At 34.1% G+C, this 18,957-nt stretch carries 22 protein-coding genes; 20 read left to right on the top strand and 2 right to left on the bottom strand.

The genetic code is table 11. From position 1 onward, the window contains the following. Window positions 1-3: 3 nt before the first annotated feature. The gene (locus I6751_RS11810) at window positions 4-762 is read right to left on the bottom strand and encodes an SDR family oxidoreductase (RefSeq protein WP_196590951.1); all 759 of its coding nucleotides are present in this window, start codon (window positions 760-762) and stop codon (window positions 4-6) included. A gap of 101 nt (window positions 763-863) precedes the next feature. On the opposite strand from I6751_RS11810, the gene I6751_RS11805 reads away from it, so the two are divergent. Further along, window positions 864-1,238: a MerR family transcriptional regulator gene (locus I6751_RS11805; RefSeq protein WP_196590952.1), complete on the top strand. Its 375-nt coding sequence runs from the start codon at window positions 864-866 to the stop codon at window positions 1,236-1,238. Between the two features lie 79 nt (window positions 1,239-1,317). Here I6751_RS11805 and I6751_RS11800 read toward each other — a convergent pair whose 3' ends face one another. Next, window positions 1,318-2,403 carry a haloacid dehalogenase-like hydrolase gene (locus I6751_RS11800; protein ID WP_196590953.1) on the bottom strand — a complete coding sequence of 362 codons (1,086 nt, stop codon included), beginning with the start codon at window positions 2,401-2,403 and terminating at the stop codon, window positions 1,318-1,320. A 219-nt stretch (window positions 2,404-2,622) separates the two neighbouring features. On the opposite strand from I6751_RS11800, the gene I6751_RS11795 reads away from it, so the two are divergent. The 19 genes from I6751_RS11795 to I6751_RS11705 all read left to right on the top strand — a co-directional run bounded on the left by I6751_RS11795 (window position 2,623) and on the right by I6751_RS11705 (window position 18,753). Then, window positions 2,623-3,378, top strand: a complete 756-nt coding sequence (locus I6751_RS11795; protein ID WP_196590954.1) for a MurR/RpiR family transcriptional regulator — start codon at window positions 2,623-2,625, stop codon at window positions 3,376-3,378. A gap of 146 nt (window positions 3,379-3,524) precedes the next feature. Continuing rightward, entirely contained in the window at window positions 3,525-4,376 is an 852-nt protein-coding gene (locus I6751_RS11790; protein WP_182187475.1) for a tagatose bisphosphate family class II aldolase, read from the top strand. Between the two features lie 17 nt (window positions 4,377-4,393). Next, window positions 4,394-5,308: a 1-phosphofructokinase gene (pfkB, locus tag I6751_RS11785; RefSeq protein ID WP_182187476.1), complete on the top strand. Its 915-nt coding sequence runs from the start codon at window positions 4,394-4,396 to the stop codon at window positions 5,306-5,308. A gap of 25 nt (window positions 5,309-5,333) precedes the next feature. Beyond that, entirely contained in the window at window positions 5,334-5,762 is a 429-nt protein-coding gene (locus I6751_RS11780) for a PTS sugar transporter subunit IIA (RefSeq protein WP_196590955.1), read from the top strand. 12 nt (window positions 5,763-5,774) lie between these two features. Beyond that, window positions 5,775-6,251, top strand: a complete 477-nt coding sequence (locus I6751_RS11775) for a PTS sugar transporter subunit IIB (protein WP_182187478.1) — start codon at window positions 5,775-5,777, stop codon at window positions 6,249-6,251. Window positions 6,252-6,285: 34 nt separating this feature from the next. Continuing rightward, on the top strand, window positions 6,286-7,065 hold the full coding sequence (locus I6751_RS11770; protein ID WP_182187479.1) for a PTS mannose/fructose/sorbose/N-acetylgalactosamine transporter subunit IIC: 780 nt from the start codon (window positions 6,286-6,288) through the stop codon (window positions 7,063-7,065). Beyond that, on the top strand, window positions 7,028-7,912 hold the full coding sequence (locus tag I6751_RS11765) for a PTS system mannose/fructose/sorbose family transporter subunit IID (protein ID WP_231038039.1): 885 nt from the start codon (window positions 7,028-7,030) through the stop codon (window positions 7,910-7,912). The genes I6751_RS11770 and I6751_RS11765 overlap by 38 nt, the downstream gene beginning before the upstream one ends. 15 nt (window positions 7,913-7,927) lie before the next feature. Beyond that, complete coding sequence (locus tag I6751_RS11760; RefSeq protein ID WP_231037861.1) at window positions 7,928-8,965, top strand: zinc-dependent alcohol dehydrogenase; 1,038 nt, start codon at window positions 7,928-7,930, stop codon at window positions 8,963-8,965. Between the two features lie 41 nt (window positions 8,966-9,006). After that, the gene (locus I6751_RS11755) at window positions 9,007-9,783 is read left to right on the top strand and encodes an SDR family NAD(P)-dependent oxidoreductase (RefSeq protein ID WP_182187482.1); all 777 of its coding nucleotides are present in this window, start codon (window positions 9,007-9,009) and stop codon (window positions 9,781-9,783) included. A 48-nt stretch (window positions 9,784-9,831) separates the two neighbouring features. Next, window positions 9,832-10,116 carry an aminotransferase class V-fold PLP-dependent enzyme gene (locus I6751_RS11750; protein WP_462139356.1) on the top strand — a complete coding sequence of 95 codons (285 nt, stop codon included), beginning with the start codon at window positions 9,832-9,834 and terminating at the stop codon, window positions 10,114-10,116. Between the two features lie 2 nt (window positions 10,117-10,118). Beyond that, window positions 10,119-10,772 (top strand): PTS fructose transporter subunit IIC, encoded by a 654-nt coding sequence (locus I6751_RS11745; protein WP_231037862.1) that lies wholly within the window; start codon window positions 10,119-10,121, stop codon window positions 10,770-10,772. 9 nt (window positions 10,773-10,781) lie between these two features. Then, window positions 10,782-11,222 carry a PTS sugar transporter subunit IIA gene (locus I6751_RS11740; RefSeq protein ID WP_196590959.1) on the top strand — a complete coding sequence of 147 codons (441 nt, stop codon included), beginning with the start codon at window positions 10,782-10,784 and terminating at the stop codon, window positions 11,220-11,222. 403 nt (window positions 11,223-11,625) lie between these two features. Beyond that, the gene (locus I6751_RS11735; RefSeq protein ID WP_231037863.1) at window positions 11,626-12,693 is read left to right on the top strand and encodes a galactitol-1-phosphate 5-dehydrogenase; all 1,068 of its coding nucleotides are present in this window, start codon (window positions 11,626-11,628) and stop codon (window positions 12,691-12,693) included. Between the two features lie 53 nt (window positions 12,694-12,746). Further along, window positions 12,747-14,738, top strand: a complete 1,992-nt coding sequence (locus I6751_RS11730) for a BglG family transcription antiterminator (RefSeq protein WP_196599104.1) — start codon at window positions 12,747-12,749, stop codon at window positions 14,736-14,738. Window positions 14,739-14,763: 25 nt separating this feature from the next. Then, a complete protein-coding gene (locus I6751_RS11725; protein WP_196590961.1) occupies window positions 14,764-15,246 on the top strand; it encodes a PTS sugar transporter subunit IIA in 483 nt (160 codons plus the stop codon). Between the two features lie 12 nt (window positions 15,247-15,258). Then, a complete protein-coding gene (gene gatB, locus I6751_RS11720) occupies window positions 15,259-15,537 on the top strand; it encodes a PTS galactitol transporter subunit IIB (RefSeq protein WP_196590962.1) in 279 nt (92 codons plus the stop codon). Between the two features lie 13 nt (window positions 15,538-15,550). Then, a complete protein-coding gene (locus I6751_RS11715; RefSeq protein WP_196590963.1) occupies window positions 15,551-16,906 on the top strand; it encodes a PTS galactitol transporter subunit IIC in 1,356 nt (451 codons plus the stop codon). Window positions 16,907-16,962: 56 nt separating this feature from the next. Next, complete coding sequence (locus I6751_RS11710; RefSeq protein ID WP_231037864.1) at window positions 16,963-17,814, top strand: tagatose bisphosphate family class II aldolase; 852 nt, start codon at window positions 16,963-16,965, stop codon at window positions 17,812-17,814. A 15-nt stretch (window positions 17,815-17,829) separates the two neighbouring features. Then, window positions 17,830-18,753: a 1-phosphofructokinase family hexose kinase gene (locus I6751_RS11705; RefSeq protein WP_196590964.1), complete on the top strand. Its 924-nt coding sequence runs from the start codon at window positions 17,830-17,832 to the stop codon at window positions 18,751-18,753. Window positions 18,754-18,957 lie beyond the last annotated feature (204 nt).

Below are 18,957 nucleotides of genomic sequence, written 5' to 3'. Positions count from 1 at the left end.
CAATCAGCGGGTAGTATAACCACCATTGGCAAATATAGTCTGGCCATTTATCCACCAGCCATCACCAGTTAAAAATAATATAATTGGAACAATGTCTTCGACTTTAGTCAGATTGTTTCCTAGTGCCTGCGATTTATGAAAAGCAACTCGTTCAGGAGTTTCCTGACCATAGAAGAATGGCGTATCCATTGGCCCAGGGGCTATGGTGTTTACGGATATTCCACGTGCCAGAAATTCTTTCGAAGCGGCTCGGGTATAATGTTCGAGTGGAGCTTTATTGCCGGCGTAAGTGGAGTATCCATCTGTATAAGCAGCTAATAACGAGGTGGTTATACTGATGATTTTCCCATTATCATTCATATGTTTTTCGGCTTCTTTGATGAAAAAATAAGCTATTTTGTTATTTACATTATCCATTTGGTCAAATTCTTTTTCTGTTGTATCAGCAATTGGTTTTCGCAGTACTTTGCCAATGGTATTTATGGCAATATCAATTTTCCCATAAGTTTTTTCAGCAAAATCAAATAAATTTTTAAGATCGTCAGCACTTTTTAAATCTGCTTGGTAAAGGACTGCTTTTCCGTTCAGTGACTGTGTTTTAGCCAAAAGCTGATCAGCCAGGGGCTGATCAGTAATACTATGATAATGGATTACAACTTTGGCACCTTGTTTGATAAATGCCTGGGCCGAAAGCCCGCCTAAATTTTTGATACCACCTGTTATTACAACGACTTTGTTTTTGAATGAGAGAAACTTAGCCATTTACATCATCTCCTGTTGGTGTAATAATTATTTTGGAAATATTATAAACTTCCTGATTCAATACTACTACCTGGAGTTGACTGGAGGTCAAGTGAAAAAGTATGTATTTTAAAATAGGCGAAGCAGCAAGACGTACGGGATTATCAATATATACAATCCGCTATTATGATAAAGAAAAATTACTTAGTTTTTTAAAACGTGATAAAAATGGACAAAGAATTTTCGATGAAGATGGATTACTTTATCTGGGGATGATTTGCTGTCTAAAGGATACAGGGATGCCGATAAAAGATATTCGGCATTTTATTGAATGGAGTATGGCTGGGGAAACAACAATTGATAAACGGGAATGTTTACTGCGGGAACATAAACAAAAAATTCTTGAAAAAATTGTCAAGATGAATGGACAATTATCACAAGTGGAAAACAAGTTAAAAATGTACGCAAGGCAGAAGAAAAGTATAAATAATGACTAAAATAAAAATCGACTTTCTAAATAATTATAGAAGGTCGATTTTTATTAATAGTTTTCGTTAAATCGCAGTCAGTAAGAAATTATTTATTTGTTATGACAGCCTTTTTTACACCCGGGCCATAAATAGTTTTAAAATCATTCTTCATTGAAATTACTGTCCAGCCATTATCCTTAGCACTTTTAGCCATAGCATCAGCTTTCTGTTGATTGCCAAATTCGCGGCTGGTATCATCACAAAGTAAAGTAAAAGCAGCGCTCTTGTATTTGTTATTTGTGATAGTGTACTGGTACATACTAAAATCACCGCTGCTGTTGCCGAAGGCTAATATTGGCTGTTTGCCTATTTCTCTGGCAATATTAGAAACCTTGTTCATTTTAACATTTTTAAGTATGAAATCACCGCGAACTAATTGATCATCCTTAGAATAGACATAATCGAGACCGTCTTTGCCATTTTGATGAGAAGCTAGGATAGCGGTATCGGTACCGATGATGTTGTTGGGAGTAATTTTTAAAACTCCGTCAACAAGTACACGCAAAGCAGGTCTGTCAGTACCAGATACGATATAGACAGTAAAGTCGTTTGATTGTAAGTAGGAGACTACTTCAACCATTGGCATATAGAATGATTCACCGCGTTTAAGATTAATCATTCCTTCTGCAGGAGTCTGCATAAAATCACGGACGTATTTGGTATATTCAGGGAAAGTCATATTGGAAAACGCTTTCGCTTGAGAAATAGCTTCATCCCGTTCCATTTCCGGCGGCATATGACCGTCTTTGATAGCGTTTTTAACTGCGAGAGCTTCAGTACGAACATCTGCTGGTGGTGTATATGTGGGATCATCCAGAACACGATGCAGATACATCATCCATTCAAAATAAGATGGGGTCGTTTCACAAATTAATGTACCGTCCAGGTCAAAAACTGCGATACGATCTTGCACAGGGACGAAATCAGGACTTTTCTTGTTGGTAATGTCTTTGATATAATTGACTAGTATCTGCTTGGCAGGGGAATTATCCGTCCAATATTTGAAATCACCTGCTTGGGAGACATGAATACTAGACAGTTCTTCTCTGGATGCTGCTTGTGTGTAAACTGTGATACCAATTGTCATTGTAAGTGCAATGATAAAAGAACACAGTTTTCTCAAATTTTTCATTTCCTTCCTCCTCTAAATATTGTGAATATATTGTATATTATAACATAATAAGCAATAAAAAATCAAAAAACAACATAATGAGGATATACAGTTGATAAATTTTAGGATAGAAAAATCAGAAAATAGCAGCGAGGTTTATATCAAAGGAAAATATGCATTGAATAAGTTAACCATTTATAATATAGTAAAATTAATTAAATAAATATGGGAGAGCTTTATATGTTGATAAATATTGACAGGCATATAATGGAAACACTGTCAAAAACTGAAGTCTCTATTATTCAATACATAAATGACAATGAAAAAGAATTGTCCAATATGTCGATTGTGGACATTGCATTTGAGACTTTTACTTCACCGGCAACTGTTTCCAGGGCTATCAGAAAATGTGGTATAAATGGATTCAACGAATTGCGATATAAACTGAATTTGCCAAAAGACAACAAAGATTTAATAAGTATAAATGAAATAATGAAAAAAACATTAGTAGAGGCAAATGAAGTTTTACAAAGGATATCATTAAAAGACGTATTGGATGTGGTAAATGAAATAACAGGAGCTGTTGATAAACAAATTTATGTTTTTGGCAGAGGACCTACAGAACAGGTAGTGCGTGAATTTGCTTTGCGGCTGCAATTGCTGGGATATAATGTTTTGGCTACAGAGGATCCTACGATTATGGTTAAATTAAGCCAACGTTCCAATAATCAGCTGGTTATATTATTTTCGTTAAAGGGAGAAACCCGGGAACTTATAAAAGTGGCAGAAAATTGTTATTTGAACAAGGTAAATCTGGTGGTTATAACTTGTGCCTCCAGTAGTCCACTGCTAAAATATGCATCACATTACCTGCTGGGATATTATCATAAGAAAATTGCCATTAAAGAATTTGATGTTACCTCGCGTATTCCATTGTCGATGATTTCACGTATAATAATTGATTATTTAGTAGAAAAAAATAATGATAAAGTATAAAAAAAGAAAAGTGTTATAGGCGTTATATTAATTACTTATGCTGTAATTAATATAACGTTTTTTTCGTTTTTCAAATTGCGAAAAGATTTTCATAATTAATTATTTTATAATGACACCATAAGATGAAATGAAGAGGAGTGGTAATAGTGATATTATCAACAAAACAGATGCTCATTGATGCACAGGAAAAAAATTATGCTGTTCCTGCCTTTAACATTCATAATATGGAAACATTGCAGGTTGTTGTAAACGTGGCGGCTAGAATGAAGTCACCGTTGATTATTGCTGCTACACCATCAACTGTAGAATATGCAGGTGCTGCGTATTTGGTAGCAATGGCTCAAGTAGCTGCTGCGGAAACAACCATACCTGTTGCTGTTCATTTGGATCATTTTGAAGATATAGGAAAAATAAAGCAATCAATTGATGCGGGGGTTAGATCTTGTATGATAGATGCTTCAAAATTACCATTTGAGGAAAATATAATTAAAACTAAAGAAGTAGTAAAATATGCACATCGTTATGATACTACTGTTGAAGCAGAATTAGGTAAACTTGTAGGAATCGAAGATGATGTGGTGGTAGATGAAAAAAATGCTGTTTATACCGATCCGGATAACGCAGTTGAATTTGTAAAAGCCACTAAAGTAGATTCACTGGCTGTAGCGATAGGTACGGCTCATGGATTATATAAGGGAAAACCTAAACTTGATTTTATCCGGCTTAAAGCTATTAAGAGTAAGATTGCCATTCCCTTGGTATTACATGGAGCATCAGATGTACCTGATGAATTAGTGGAAAAAGCTATTGGGCTGGGAATATGCAAAGTAAATATAGCAACTGATTTGAAAATACCTTTTTCACAGGCGGTAAAAGAATATTTTATCAATAATCCGGAAGCAAATGATCCACGCAAATACATGACTCCGGGGAAAAAGGCAATGGAAAAAGTGGTAGAACATAAAATTAATGTTTGTAAAAGTGCAGGTAGATATTGATTTAAGGAGAATGATGAATGATTTATACCTTGACGATGAACCCTGCTATTGACTTCAACATGACAGGAGAAAATATTAAGAAGAATTATGTAAATAGAACATGGAACCCAGTATATACTCCAAATGGCAAAGGGGTGAATGTATCGATTGTATTAAAACATTTTAATTATAAATCAATTGTCATGGGATTTTTCGGTGGATTCAGCGGCAGATATATTGTGGATGCATTAGAAAATATCGGTATTGCAGTAAATCCGGTATGGATTGATGATATTACAAGAATAAATGTTTTTTTAAATGACGGAACTGATGAGTATAAATTTGTCAATAAAGGGCCGTTTATTAAACCGACGAAGCAGATGGAGATGTTAAATGAGATAAAAAATCTTTGTGATTGTGAATACCTGTTGATAAGCGGCAGCCTGCCACCTGGGATAAAAGATGTATATTATGAACAAATAGCTCAAATATGTCGAGAAAAAGAAATAAGACTGATATTAGATATAAGCTCTCCTAAGATGAAAGATTTGCTGAAATACAGACCTTTTCTAATAAAACCGAATGATGATGAAGTCAAGGAAATCTTTGGTTATGAACTTGACACGAATAAAAAAATCATTGTCGCATTGCAGAATCTTATTGCCCAAGGGGCGCAGAATATTTTGCTTACGATGGGAGACAAAGGAGCCTATTTTACAGATGGAAGCCAAATATATTATTCAACAGCACAAAAAATAAAATTACTCAGTTCTGCCTGTGCGGGTGATTCGGCTTTGGCAGCATTCTTGAGTGAATTTTTGCAGGGGGGTGAAGTCGAACTGGCATTGAAGAAATCTGCGGCGACAGGTGCTAATGTTGCTGAAAGTAATGCTTTAGGAGATTTTTCTAATGTGGAAAAATATATAAATAATATAAATGTGATAAAATTGTAAATAATTTGAAAGGGAGGTCATATAATTGATTGGTATTTTATTGGTAACGCATGGTGGTTTTGCCGACGGATTAAAAAGTGCTGTTGAATTGATTGCCGGCAAGCAAGAACAATTTCAAACGGTAGGGCTTTATTACGGAGACAGCATGGAGAAATTTACTGATAAGATTTTGGAAACGATAAATAATCTTAATTGTGATAAGGGTGTTTTAGTGTTTGTGGATATCTTAGGAGGTTCACCATCTAATGTAATTTTGAAACTGTTGAAAGATAATAATTTTAAAGCTATTGCCGGTGTTAATATGCCTATGGTATGTCATGCTGTATTATCGAGAAAATCAGATATAAGGCTGGAGGAACTTTTTAAAGATTGTCTTTTAGTTGGGAAAGATGCATTGATTTCATTAAATAATGTATTTTCTGATATGCAGGAAGATATTAAAAATGATTTTTAGGGGGAGTTTATAGTGAAAAATGTGGTATTGATCAGAATAGATGATCGACTTATTCATGGACAAGTTATGACATCGTGGCTCAATTTTACCCAAGCAACCAAAATAATGGTAATTGATGATGAAGTGGCAGCAGATCCATTTATGAAAAATATTTTAAAAAATGCAGTGCCAGGGAATATTGGATTGGGTGTTTTTTCAGTTGATAGGGCGGCTGAACGATTAATAAAAGGATTCAAGGATGGGGATAACGTTATTATTCTGGTTAAATTTCCAAAGACAGTATCGAAGTTGATTGAAAAAGGAATTAAATTTGATTGTATAAATATAGGTGGTATGGGAGCTAATATAAATAGGCATCAATTTTATAAAAATATATCAGCATCAGATGAGGAGCGTGAGATATTTAAAAAAATACTGGATAGTGGCTGCAAATTAGAAATACAGATTATTGCTGAAGATAAAAAAATTAATGTCGCAAAATATTTGTAAATTTCAAATTTTTATTAAAAGGAGAGAAGTTAATATGGAAATTTCTGTATTACAGGCATTTTTGATTGGTATAGTTTATTATTTGGGTATTAATGGGACACCTTGGTTGACGTGCATGGGAAGCACTATTATACAAAAACCACTTGTTTCAGGGCTTATTGTTGGAATAATTTTAGGTGATCCATTGGCAGGAGCAATAATTGGTGCAGCAATAAATTTACCATTTATTGCTTATATTTCAGCAGGTGGTGCTCCACCAACTGATCCTGGGTTGGCCGGAACTTTAGGAACTGCATTGGCATTGGCAGCAGGAGTAAGTCCTGCTGTTGCAATAACTATAGCTGTTCCATTAGGTTTATTGGGCACGATAATTTGGGTGGTGCATATGACTGTAGATGTATTTTTTGTTCATATGATTGATAAATGCGCACTGAATGGAGATATGAAAAAAGCTTGTTTTTTGCACGTCGTACCTCCACAGATAATAGCTTTTATAATAGGGGTAATTCCTGTTGCACTTGGTTGTTATTATGGTGCTGGTGTAGTGTCGAATATTATTGCAACACTAGATGGAACACCTCTCAAAGTACTTGAAGTAATAGGTGGAATTCTTCCTGCTATTGGTATTGCGATGAATTTACGGGCTATAAGTAAACCAGGTATTCTTTTATGGTTTATTTTAGGATTTGTGGTTACAGTATATTTAGGACTTACAACTATGCCTGTTGCCATTATTGCTGGGATAGTTGCTTATTTATACACAGGATTAACAGCAAATGCTGCCACAGTATCTGCAGCTGATGATGACTTTTAATAATAAGGGAGAAAATATTAATATGGAAAATAAAGTCAGTCTTAGTAAAAAGGATGTTCTCAGTGCTTTTTGGAAATGGACGTTTTTTTCTCATGCCAATTATAACTATGAACGTTTGCAGGCAAGTGGTGTTTTGTTTTCTATGTCACATTTGCCTAAGAAATTGTATCCTGGTGATGAAAAAGCCCAGAAAGCTTTTATGCAACGTCATATGCAATTTTATAATACAGAACCACATTTTGGCGGTATAATAAACGGCATGGTTTTATCTATGGAAGAAGCTAGAGCTAACGGAGCTGATATTCCAGATGACGCTATCAATAGTGTGAAGACAGGACTGATGGGACCATTTGCTGGAATTGGTGATACTTTGTGGCAGGGAACATTACAACCAATATTACTTGCAGTTGGTATAGGTATTGCTTCAGCAGGAAATATGCTTGGTGCAGCAGTATTTGGAGTGACAGAAGCTATAATAATGCTTACGATTGCCTATATTATGTACATGCGTGGTTATAAAACTGGTAAAGAAGGTGTACAGGCAATTTTAAGCGGAGGGAAAATGAAACAACTTATAGCAGCAGCTTCTATAATGGGGGCGACTGTGTTGGGATCATTGACCGCTAGTTATGTAAAAGCACAGTCAACGATGAATATACCTTTGGGGCAAGCTCAATTGTCTTTGCAAACAGATATATTGGATAAATTATTTAAAGGCATGATTCCTTTGGGAATTACTTTGCTGACATTATATCTGTTAAAGGATAAACAGTTAAAATCAACTACAGTTATGGGAATATTAGTTATAATAGGAATTATATTGGGTGTAACGGGAATTGTTGGTTAAAGGAGTAAGATGGTAATGAAAACAGCGGTATTTACGGGAATTAGAAAAGTGGAGTTACAAGAATGCGAAACTCCGCATGTAAGTGGTAATAAAGTTTTAGTTAAGGTCAATTCCTGTGCAATATGTACATGGGAGCAAAGAGTTTATACAGGGGTAAATAAGGTTGAATTTCCTTTTATTGGGGGGCATGAAATCGCTGGTGAAATTGCGGCACTTGGTGAAAATGTCAATAAAATTGAGTGGGGTGTTGGTGATAAAGTAGTTGTAGGTGCTACATTGCAGTGTCGTAATTGTTATTATTGTAAAACGGGGAATTCGCAAAGTTGTGAGCATTTTGACCATAGTGCTCATTTGGAAGGATTACCATATAAAGGAATGGGCGGATTAAGTGAGTATTTATTGGTATCACCTGATTGTATATTTAAATATAAAAATGTAACTCCAAATGAGGCTTGTATCATAGAACCGCTGTCATGCGTAATTCATAGTGTAGAAACAGCAAATGTGCAAATGGGTGATTTTGTATTGATCATTGGTTGCGGAATTATGGGATTGATTCACACGATATTGTGTCAAAAACGAGGAGCCGCGGTAATAGTTTCAGATGTGAATGAAGCAAGATTAGAATTGGCTAAGAAATTGGGTGCAATATGTACAGTTAATCCGGCAAAAATCGATTTGAGTGAAGCGGTAAAAGATATCACGGGAGGAATAAAAGCACAGGTGGTTTTTGACACAACACCTATTCCTACAGTGGTGCAGGATACTTTTGGATGTGTCAGCAATGCGGGAAAGATTGTCTTGTACAGTTCTATTCATCCAGCAGAACCGGTTTTGTTCGATCCTAATTGGGTGCATGGAAAATCAATACAAATATTGGGAACAGCTAATTCCAATGATCGCGATTTTATGCGGGCAGCGCAAATGGTATCAGAACATGTAATTGATTTAAAACCATTCATAAGTGAAATATATCCGATAGAAAAGATAGAGAAAGCATTTGAATCAGCAGCTAAAGCGGATAAATTCAGAGTAGTAGTAAATTTTTCGTGAATTGAAATAAAATTTATTTCCTAAAGGATGATGGAATATATATGCCAATAAAAAATAAATCAGTGGTAATAACAGGTGCTGGTAGTGGTATAGGAGCTTTTATAGCAAAAGCATTTTCACAAAAAGGGGCTAATGTATCATTACTAGACATAAACGAAGAAGGGCTCAATAACAGTTATGATGAAATAAATAAAATGGGAAGGATATGTTTAAAACAAAAAATAGATATAACATCTAAAAATGATGTATTTGGTGCAGGAAATACAATTATTAATAAATTTGGTAAAATCGATGTTTGGATAAATTGCGCGGGAATTTCAATTATTATTCCTTTTTTGGAGTGTACCGAAGAGATATGGGATAAGACACTGGCGGTAAATTTAAAGGGAATGTATTTAGGATGTCAATGTGCTGTGTCCAAAATGCTTAAAAATGGGGGAGGTAGTATTATTAATTTTTCGTCGCAATCGGGCAAAAAAGGTGGTGCAAGATATCAGGCATATTGTGCAAGTAAGGCAGGTGTTATTGGTTTAACACAATCAGTGGCGGTGGAGTTTGCCAAGCAAAACATTAGAGTAAATGCTATTTGCCCAGGTGTTGTTAAGACACCTATGTGGGATAGACAAATAGGTGATTATGCCCAAAAACGGAAGTTGAAACCAGAAGAGGTTATGCCTTATTTTTGTGGGACTATTCCTATGGGACGGGTTTGTGAATATCAAGAAGTCGCTGATTTGGCATTTTATCTGGCGGGAGAAAAATCATCATATATCACGGGACAAGCAATAAATCTTACTGGTGGAAGTCTAATGAGTTAATCATAATCATTGCAAGTATATTGTTATTAAATAGCGGAATATAAACAAATGGACTGTGTGCACTTTTTCTGTGTGACAGTCCATTTGTTTTTGATAATAGTATATAAAGAATTTATANAAGCGGCATTACCACTGCCGACAACTAAAATTGTTTTATTTTCACAGATAGTAACTAATCAAACAAGACTTGTATCAATAATGTTTGCCAATAATGAAATTGGCACCATCCAACCAATTAAAGAGCTTTGTGACACGGCTCATGTACACGGTGAAGACCTTATTTACAGACTTTTATTCATAGCCCCGCAGGGTATTTTGCAAAGTGGATGGTGAAAATGCTCTCTGGCCTGCCACGGGAACTTGAGGGATTTAAATCTATTTTTCTTATTCCTTTGGTTACAGTTGCTGTTATTGGAATAATAATGACTTTGCTTGGTGGTCCGGTTTCATTGGTGAATAAGTACATGATGGATTTCCTTTCAAACCTACAAAACTCCAATCCAATACTTCTTGGCATTGTAATTGGATGCATGAGTGCGTTTGATATGGGGGGACCGGTTAATAAGGCAGCATATGTCACGGGTACTTTATTATTAGGACAAGGGAATTTTTATTTTATGGCAGGAGTTTCTGCTGCATGTATTACTCCTCCATTAGTAATAGCCATTGCTGTTAGTATTTTCCCAAAAAAATTCACTAAAAATGAAAAGGCTGCTGGTTTGGTAAATTATATACTTGGCTGCACACATATTACAGAAGGTGCGATTCCATTCGCAGCAAGATCCCCCTTTACGGTTATTCCTATTTTGATGATTGCTTCTTCTATATCGGCAGTTTTAACATATATAATGAAAGTTCAAGTTCCTGCACCGCATGGAGGTTTTTTAATATTAGCATTAGTAAATAAACCTTTCACATGGGTAGCATGTATCCTTATCGGTTCCGTAATAGGGGCATTAATATATGGAATAACAAAAAAAACTGAATAGGAGCATGAAATGAGTTTATTTAGTAGTGAAACAATTAAACTTAATATGGTGGCTAAAAATAAAATGTCTGCCATTGATGAAATGATAGATATTTTATTTGAAAATAGTATATTAAACGATAAATATAAGTATAAAAAGGCTATTTTAGAACGTGAAGAAAGTGCGACCACAGGAATTGGATTTGGGATTGCAATTCCTCATGCAAAAACAGATGCTGTAAATACAGCACATGTTGCTGTGGGGATTTGCCGTACGGGGTTTGATTTTGAGAGTGTAGATGGTTCGTTAAGTAAGATTATTTTTATGATAGCTGTACCTAATAATGCTGATAATTTACATTTAAAAATACTAGCGAAATTATCAGCGAAACTTATGGATTTAAAATTTCGAGAGAAAATAATTAATTGCAATAATAAACAAATTATTTTAAGTTATTTAAATAATATATAATATATATCTTGTTAGTAATTTGATAAAAAGCATAAAGATCATAAAAGAGGCTGTCACATGAATGGCATTGGCCTCATAAACATGCAAACCGCTATTGCTATGTGGTTCCTTATTATTTTAAGTATGGATAAGGAAATATTGCATATTTATGAATGAAAATGTTTATATGCGGCAGCCATTTTTTATGAATATGTTTAATTTAAAAATAGAAATATATTTAATAATATTAAAAAGTGAATACGAATTGTTAGAAATTATAATGGAATAATCTTACGGTAATTTTAGAACTGTTAAGTAAAAATTTTCCTAACTGCAAAGAAATATACGAACTATGTTGATGTGGATATTTTTGGTATAGTAAAACTGTAATTACAAAAGTTTTAGTAAAGGAGAGAAATATATTTTGGGACAAGAAGCAATTCCTAAAAAAATGAAAGCATTGGTTTTGACAGAATCTAAAAAGCTTGTTTATAAAGATGTGATTATTCCTAAGATAGGAGATAATGAAGTTTTAGTAAAAGTAAAAGCTTGTGGGATTTGTGGTTCAGATATAGATCGGGTTGAAAATGGCGGGGTACATTTTTTACCGATAATAATAGGACATGAATTTTCTGGCATAGTAGTTGGAACAGGAAGTCTTGTCAAAAATATTTCATTGGGAGATCATGTCACAGCTGCGCCGTTAATACCTTGTAATAAATGTGAAAATTGTTTAAACGGACATCCGGCAATGTGTAATGACTATTCCTTTATTGGCTCAAGAGAAAATGGTGCTATGGCAGAATATGTATCTGTACCGGCAGAAAACATTCTTAAGATTCCAGAAAACATGGATTTTGCTAAGGCAGCTTGTATTGAACCTTTAACTGTTGCTATTCATGGGATTGAAAGAGCTGGATTGTTGCATAGTGGAAGCACTGCAGTCGTATATGGATGTGGAACAATAGGAATGTTTGTTTTGCAATGTTTGAAAATTAAAGGGATTGAGAAAGTATATGTAATTGATATTGATGAAAATAAATTAAATTTAGCTCAAAAAATGGGTGCTTATAAAGTCATTAATTCTTCACAAGTGGATGTAGTAAAATATTTTTGCGAACAGGGAAAGGCCGACTATGTTTTTGAAACAGCGGGTGTCAATATATTACAAGCGCAGATATTAAGTTTAGTTAAAAAAAATGGCAGTGTAGTTTATGTTGGAACAGCACAGAAAGATGTACTGATTCCGGCAAAGGTTTTTGAATTAATACTGCGAGGTGAGTTAAAGATAACAGGGTCATGGATGAGCTATTCTTCACCATTTCCAGGGAAAGAATGGTTGGCTGCTATTGAATATTTAGAGTCAGGGAAAATAGTTGTTGATGATATAATTACTCATAAGTTTTCCCTTAAAGCAGGTCACAAAGCTTTTGAAACAATGTTGGACAAAAATCAAAAAACACTTAAAGTAATGTATCTTATAAATAAATAATATTTAATTTTAAAACTAATTGTATAATTGATCAGCATATATTATGCGGCTAAATGTTATATAATCATCAACTGGAAGTCGGAGGATTTATGATGTTTACACAAAGACAACAAAAAATTTTACAATTGTTAGCAAAATATGAATCTAGTGTGACCAGTGATGAGTTAGCTAAATTGATAGGTGTTTCATCTAAAACGATTCGTATGGATATAAAAAAAATAGAACCTTTTTTAAAAAAAGATGTGGCAAAAATAACAATATCTAATCGTGTGGGATATAACTTAGAAATAGTCAATAAGGTTTTGTTTTGGGAGTTGTTTGCAGCAGAGAGAAAAAACATATTAGACACAGGGAGTCGAGTTGAGTATATTATGCGCAGATTGTTGGAAAATGCACTGAACAATAGAATAATAACTCAGCAGGAATTGGCAGATGAACTTTATGTAGGAATATCTACCTTAAAAATAAATTTAAAAGATGCAATAAAAAAATTTAAAAAATACAATCTGGAAATAATAACTTATAAGAATAAAGGAATACAAGTAGCCGGTAAGGAAAACCAGCTGCGTTATTGCATATCGGAATATATCTTTAGAAATTTAAATTTGGAAAATGAATCGGGTAAAAAAGGTAATTTTTATCAAAATTTATTTGTTGGTATAGATGTAAAAACTGTTAAAAACATACTCATAAAAGTAACGACTTCCTATGAGATGACACTAACTGATAATTCATTGGAAAATTTACTTATTCATGTATTAATTACGATGAAACGTTCATTATTTCAACATAATGTTTTTTTTACATTGCAAGAAAGCTCAAAAATAGAGAAATGCAAGGAATTCATCATAGCAAAATCTATTTTTAAAGAAATATACAGGAAACTAAAAATAGATATTACAGCTAATGAATTATATTATTTGACTCAGCATCTTATAGCAAGTCAGAAGTATAACGATACTGAAGGACAGTCGGGAAAGTTTATTGAAAAATTGGTATATGCAATGTTGAACAGAGTAAACACTGTGGCGGGAATTAATTTTTTGCAGGATGATAACCTAATGAAATGGCTTAAAATACATTTGGAATCAGTTATTCCGCGCATGAGATTTAATATGAATATCAGAAATGAAATATTGGATGTTATTAAAAACGAATATCCCTTGGCTTTTCAAATAGCTATTATCGCCAGTAAAGTTATTGAAGAAAATGAAAAAATAACAGTCAGTGAAAATGAAATAGGCTATATTGCAATACATTTTGGAGCGGCATTGACAAGAATGGATCTAAGAAATAATCGAGTTAAAAAATCGGCACTTATCGTTTGTGGTGGAGGAATAGGAACAGCAGTACTGCTTAAAGCAAGATTAGAAGATTATTTTAAAGGCCTCATTGATGTTGTTAAGACCGTACCAGGTTATAAATTGCGGTTAGATGATTTTGATACTGTAGACATGGTCTTTAGTACAATTTCATTGACTTATTTAAAAAATTTGACTATTTCACAAAAAACGAAAATTATATCCGTGAAAAATTTACTAAGTGATAAAGAAATAGGGAATATACAACAAAAATTTTTTGGTACAGCAGATATTATAAAAGCTCATAATATTGATAAGTTTTTCAGGAGAGATTGTTATAATACAAACGGTCATTTTGTTGGAAAAGATGAAGTGTTAAAATATTTGACTGCACAATTAAAAGAAAAAGGGTTAATTAATAGTAAGACCTGTAAATCTGTATTTGAGCGAGAAGAGGCATCACCAACAGAAATCGGAAATTTAGTAGCAATTCCGCATCCTATGGTAAATGACACGGATACGTCATCAATTGCCGTATTAATATTGGATAAACCCATTGTTTGGGTGGAACAAAATGTGCAAGTTGTGTTTTTAATAAGTATTGCTAAGCCTGAATTTTATTTATGGGAACCGATATTTTTAAAACTTTTTGAATATCTTGTTAAAGAAAATGGCGTAAAAGAGATGATAAACGAACGTGATTATACTGGTTTTATAAAGAAAATCCAAAAGAAATTTGATTAATAACTTAAAAGGGAATGGTCTGAGTATGGAAAGAGATGATCTTCTGAGTGTGAATATCATTTGCCTTGACATTGAAGCCGAAAGCAGTGAAGATGCCATAAAGAAATTAGGACAGATGCTTGTAGAAAATAGCTATATAAAACCTTCGTATGTAAATAATGTTATTTTACGGGAAAAAATTTTTCCTACAGGACTGATTTTGGACACGATGGGGATAGCTATACCACATGCTACACCATCAGATGATGTCTTGAAAGATGGGATTGCAGTTACCAGGTTAAAAAAACCTGTTGGATTTTATTGTATGGAGGATCCGGAGAAAAAAATAGATGTCAGTATGATTTTTATGTTGTCATTATGTGGTAATAATAAACATCTTGGGATATTGAAAAAACTTTTTTCTATATTTCGAAATAGAGAATTGGTGGAATTATTACAAGATAGTAAAGATAAAAATGATTTTTTACAGTTATTGTCAAAAAATCTGAACATTAAAGGTGAAATATAAGGAGAGGGTAAAATGAAAAAAATTATTGTAGCCTGTGGTGGTGCGGTGGCTACTTCTACAGTAGCCGCAGATGCAATTAGAGAATTGTGTGCAAGAGAGGGTATAGCAGCTGAAGTTGTGCAGACGCGAATCATTGAGATTGAAAATAGCCTTGATGGAGTAGATTTAGTTGTTACAACAATGAAGATAACACCTGATTTTGACGTACCATACGTTAATGGCATGCCGTTCTTGACAGGGATAAATAAAGAAGCAACAGAGAAAAAAATATTATCATATATTAAAGATTAAAGGGGGAAATAGTATGGATTTTGTTTTAGAGATAGTACAATATTTTGTTAATTTGGGACCGGCAGTTATGTTACCAATTGTTATTTTTATCGTGGCATTATGTTTAGGACAGTCATTTGGTAAGTCAGTAAAAAGTGGTATTTCTATTGGTATAGGTTTTGTCGGTATCGGACTTGTAATTGGGTTGATGCTTAACAATCTGGCTCCGGCAGCAAAAGCAATGTCGCAAAATTTTGGTATAAGTATGAGTTTAATAGATATAGGCTGGCCGGGTTCTTCACCGATGACATGGGCCAGTCGAATAGCATTAGTGGCGATTCCCGTAGCAATTGTGGTTAATATTATAATGTTGTTGTTAAAGTTGACACGCGTTGTAAATATTGATATCTGGAATATTTGGCATTTTGCTTTTACCGGGGCTATTGTTGATATTGCAACTGGCAGTTATACATTGGGAATTGCAGCGGTAGCCGTACATGCAGCCTTTGCATATAAAATTGGGGATTGGTTTGCACCCGTCACTGAAGAATATTTTGGGCTGGAAGGCATTGCTATGCCGCATGGGACAACTGGCTGGTTTGCGCCTATCTCAGTTTTTGTTGACGGAATATTGGACAAGATACCTTTTATAAGAGATATTGATATAAATCCCAAACATTTGAAAAATAGATTTGGACTGTTATTTGATCCAGCAATCATGGGAGGGATAATGGGTGTCATTATTGGTATTTTAGCAGGATATGATGTACAAAAAATTTTATCATTAGGAATACAAATGGCTGCAGTAATAGTGCTGATGCCAGTAGTTGTAAAGTACATTATGGGAGGTTTGATACCGGTTTCGGAAGTGGCGAGAACAAAATTGCAAAAGAAGTTTAAAGATTCGAAATTTTATATTGGGCTTGATTGTGCATTATTATTAGGTGATCCTGTGGTTGTTACGGCATCACTATTATTTATTCCCATAACAATACTTATTGCTGCAATTGTTCCAGGAAATCAAATACTTCCATTTGGTGATTTGCCGACTATAGGATTTTTTATAGCAATGGCAGTCGGTGTTCATAAAGGCAATTTATTCAGAACGTTGATTACGGGTTCAATAGTTATGTTTATGACAATATGGATATCAAATCAAATGATTAATTTTCAAACTGTTTTGGCTGCGAATGCCGGGCAATTAACTAATGCAGCTGATAAAGTGGCATCTTTGGACCAGGGGGGGAGTCCTGTCACATATATAATAACGCAAATACTAAATATGACGAATGTTACAGGTTTTGCAGTAATAGGTGGATTTTATCTTTTATGTGTAATTTGTACAGTTATATGGTCAAAAAAACAATATAAGGCGCTTAGTAATAAATAAATTTATAAAATGATAATAAATAAAATGACATATGATTGACTAAACAGGAGGAAATTATGATTTTATCAACTAAGCAAATGCTCATTGAAGCGCAGAAAAAATATTATGCGGTGCCGGCGTTTAATATTCACAATATGGAAACACTGCAAGTTGTTGCACAAACAGCAGCGCAGATGAGATCTCCTTTGATTATTGCAGCAACTCCATCTACAGTCAGTTATGCAGGAGCTCGATATATAGTTGCAATGGCTGAAGCGGCGGCTAAAGAAACGGATGTTCCTATTGCAATACATCTTGATCATTTTGAAGATGTGACACAAATAAAAAAGGCAATTGATACTGGGTTTAAATCTTGTATGATAGATGCATCCAAATTACCATTTGAGGAAAATATAACTAAAACTAGAGAAGTAGTAGCGTATGCCCATAGATATGATACAGTTGTGGAAGCTGAACTGGGCAAACTTATCGGAATAGAGGATAACGTGATTGTAGATTCTGGAGAGGCTGTTTACACTGAACCTGATGATGCAGTAAGATTTGTAGATGCTACACATATAGATTCTTTAGCAGTGGCTATAGGAACAGCTCACGGATTATATAAAGGTAAACCTAAATTGGATTTTGATCGTTTGAAAAAGATTCATCAGGTAGTGGATGTACCTTTAGTACTGCATGGTGCTTCGGATGTTCCTGACGAAATGGTTAAAAATGCAATAAAACTGGGTATTTGTAAGGTTAATATTGCAACAGATTTAAAGATTCCTTTTTCGAATGCCGTTAAAAACTTTTTTAAGAAAAATCCTACAGCTAATGATCCCCGTAAGTATATGACGCCGGGGAAAGAAGCAATGCGGGAAATAGTAATGCATAAAATAAAAGTCTGTGGCAGTAATGACAGATATTAAAAAGGGTGAATAATATTGATCTTGGTAATAAGTTTGAATTCATCCCTGGACAAAATTTATACAGCTGACAAATTGATATATGGTGGAGTGATAAGAGCTAATACCGTAAATAATACGGCTGGAGGTAAAGGTATTCATGTAGCTGATGTAATCACAACATTAGGAGAAAAATGTATTTTGACAGGTTTCCTTGGTGGTGAAACAGGTAAATTTATAAAAGACAAGCTTGACGAACGGAAGATAATGCATAGATTTGTCACTATAAAAGCTGAAACGCGTAGCTGTATTAATATAATCACACCGGATGGAAAACAAACCGAAATACTGGAACTAGGTCCGTTTATAACCATTGATGAACAACAAATTTTTTTGGAAAGGTATTGTACTCTTCTAGAAAAAGCAGAAATTATTGTAGCTTCAGGCAGTTTACCTATGAATATAGATAAAACATTTTATGCTAAATTGATATATTTAGCTAATGATAAGGGGAAAAAATTTCTATTGGACACCAGTGGAAGGGCACTGCAAAGCAGTATTGTGGCTAATCCATATATAATAAAACCCAATGCGGCAGAAATGGAAAATGCTGTACACTGTGAAATTAAAAATGTAAAAGATGCTGTTTCAGCACTATCATTGTCGTCAGATCAAGTTGAGATGCCAATTATTTCGCTGGGTAAAGACGGAGCAGTAATAAGGTACAATGAAAGAATATATTATGTTATTCCTCCTAAAATTGTGCTATCTAATGCTGTAGGTTCCGGTGATGCATTTATGGCTGGATTGGCTGTGGGATTGGCCAGAAAACATGACATAAAAACTGTAATGAGATTGGCATGTGCTTGTGGTGCGGCTAATGCAATGGAATCCGAAAGTGGATTTGTTAGACGGAAAAATGTAAAAAATTTATTAGAAAAAGTAATAATAAAAGAATTGTAGCATGACGTTTGTGATATACAACTACTAAAATGATGATTATATAAAAGTAAGTGGGCAATTATAAAAAGGCTGTTGCATTTGAATCATTATGGCAAAAGTATGTTCTCTTGTCTGCTTTTAAGAAAGTGGGAAAATGCGTAGCAGTGATGGGTTTTATTTATGCAATAAATCCTCTTTATAGCAATAGTATATAAAGAATTTATA

This window comes from Pectinatus frisingensis, from assembly GCF_015732285.1.
In the GTDB taxonomy this organism is placed as follows: domain Bacteria; phylum Bacillota; class Negativicutes; order Selenomonadales; family Selenomonadaceae; genus Pectinatus; species Pectinatus frisingensis.
Note: the sequence above shows the minus strand (reverse complement) of the source record. Positions and strands in the feature narration are given on the sequence as shown.

What these genes read in the sequence shown, in the direction of transcription:
- I6751_RS11810 (WP_196590951.1), bottom strand. Translation starts at nt 762, where the DNA reads ATGGCTAAGTTTCTCTCATTCAAAAACAAAGTCGTTGTAATAACAGGT.
- I6751_RS11805 (WP_196590952.1), top strand. Translation starts at nt 864, where the DNA reads ATGTATTTTAAAATAGGCGAAGCAGCAAGACGTACGGGATTATCAATA.
- I6751_RS11800 (WP_196590953.1), bottom strand. Translation starts at nt 2,403, where the DNA reads ATGAAAAATTTGAGAAAACTGTGTTCTTTTATCATTGCACTTACAATG.
- I6751_RS11795 (WP_196590954.1), top strand. Translation starts at nt 2,623, where the DNA reads ATGTTGATAAATATTGACAGGCATATAATGGAAACACTGTCAAAAACT.
- pfkB (WP_182187476.1), top strand. Translation starts at nt 4,394, where the DNA reads ATGATTTATACCTTGACGATGAACCCTGCTATTGACTTCAACATGACA.
- I6751_RS11770 (WP_182187479.1), top strand. Translation starts at nt 6,286, where the DNA reads ATGGAAATTTCTGTATTACAGGCATTTTTGATTGGTATAGTTTATTAT.
- I6751_RS11765 (WP_231038039.1), top strand. Translation starts at nt 7,028, where the DNA reads ATGCTGCCACAGTATCTGCAGCTGATGATGACTTTTAATAATAAGGGA.
- I6751_RS11760 (WP_231037861.1), top strand. Translation starts at nt 7,928, where the DNA reads ATGAAAACAGCGGTATTTACGGGAATTAGAAAAGTGGAGTTACAAGAA.
- I6751_RS11755 (WP_182187482.1), top strand. Translation starts at nt 9,007, where the DNA reads ATGCCAATAAAAAATAAATCAGTGGTAATAACAGGTGCTGGTAGTGGT.
- I6751_RS11745 (WP_231037862.1), top strand. Translation starts at nt 10,119, where the DNA reads ATGCTCTCTGGCCTGCCACGGGAACTTGAGGGATTTAAATCTATTTTT.
- I6751_RS11740 (WP_196590959.1), top strand. Translation starts at nt 10,782, where the DNA reads ATGAGTTTATTTAGTAGTGAAACAATTAAACTTAATATGGTGGCTAAA.
- I6751_RS11730 (WP_196599104.1), top strand. Translation starts at nt 12,747, where the DNA reads ATGTTATATAATCATCAACTGGAAGTCGGAGGATTTATGATGTTTACA.
- I6751_RS11725 (WP_196590961.1), top strand. Translation starts at nt 14,764, where the DNA reads ATGGAAAGAGATGATCTTCTGAGTGTGAATATCATTTGCCTTGACATT.
- gatB (WP_196590962.1), top strand. Translation starts at nt 15,259, where the DNA reads ATGAAAAAAATTATTGTAGCCTGTGGTGGTGCGGTGGCTACTTCTACA.
- I6751_RS11715 (WP_196590963.1), top strand. Translation starts at nt 15,551, where the DNA reads ATGGATTTTGTTTTAGAGATAGTACAATATTTTGTTAATTTGGGACCG.
- I6751_RS11710 (WP_231037864.1), top strand. Translation starts at nt 16,963, where the DNA reads ATGATTTTATCAACTAAGCAAATGCTCATTGAAGCGCAGAAAAAATAT.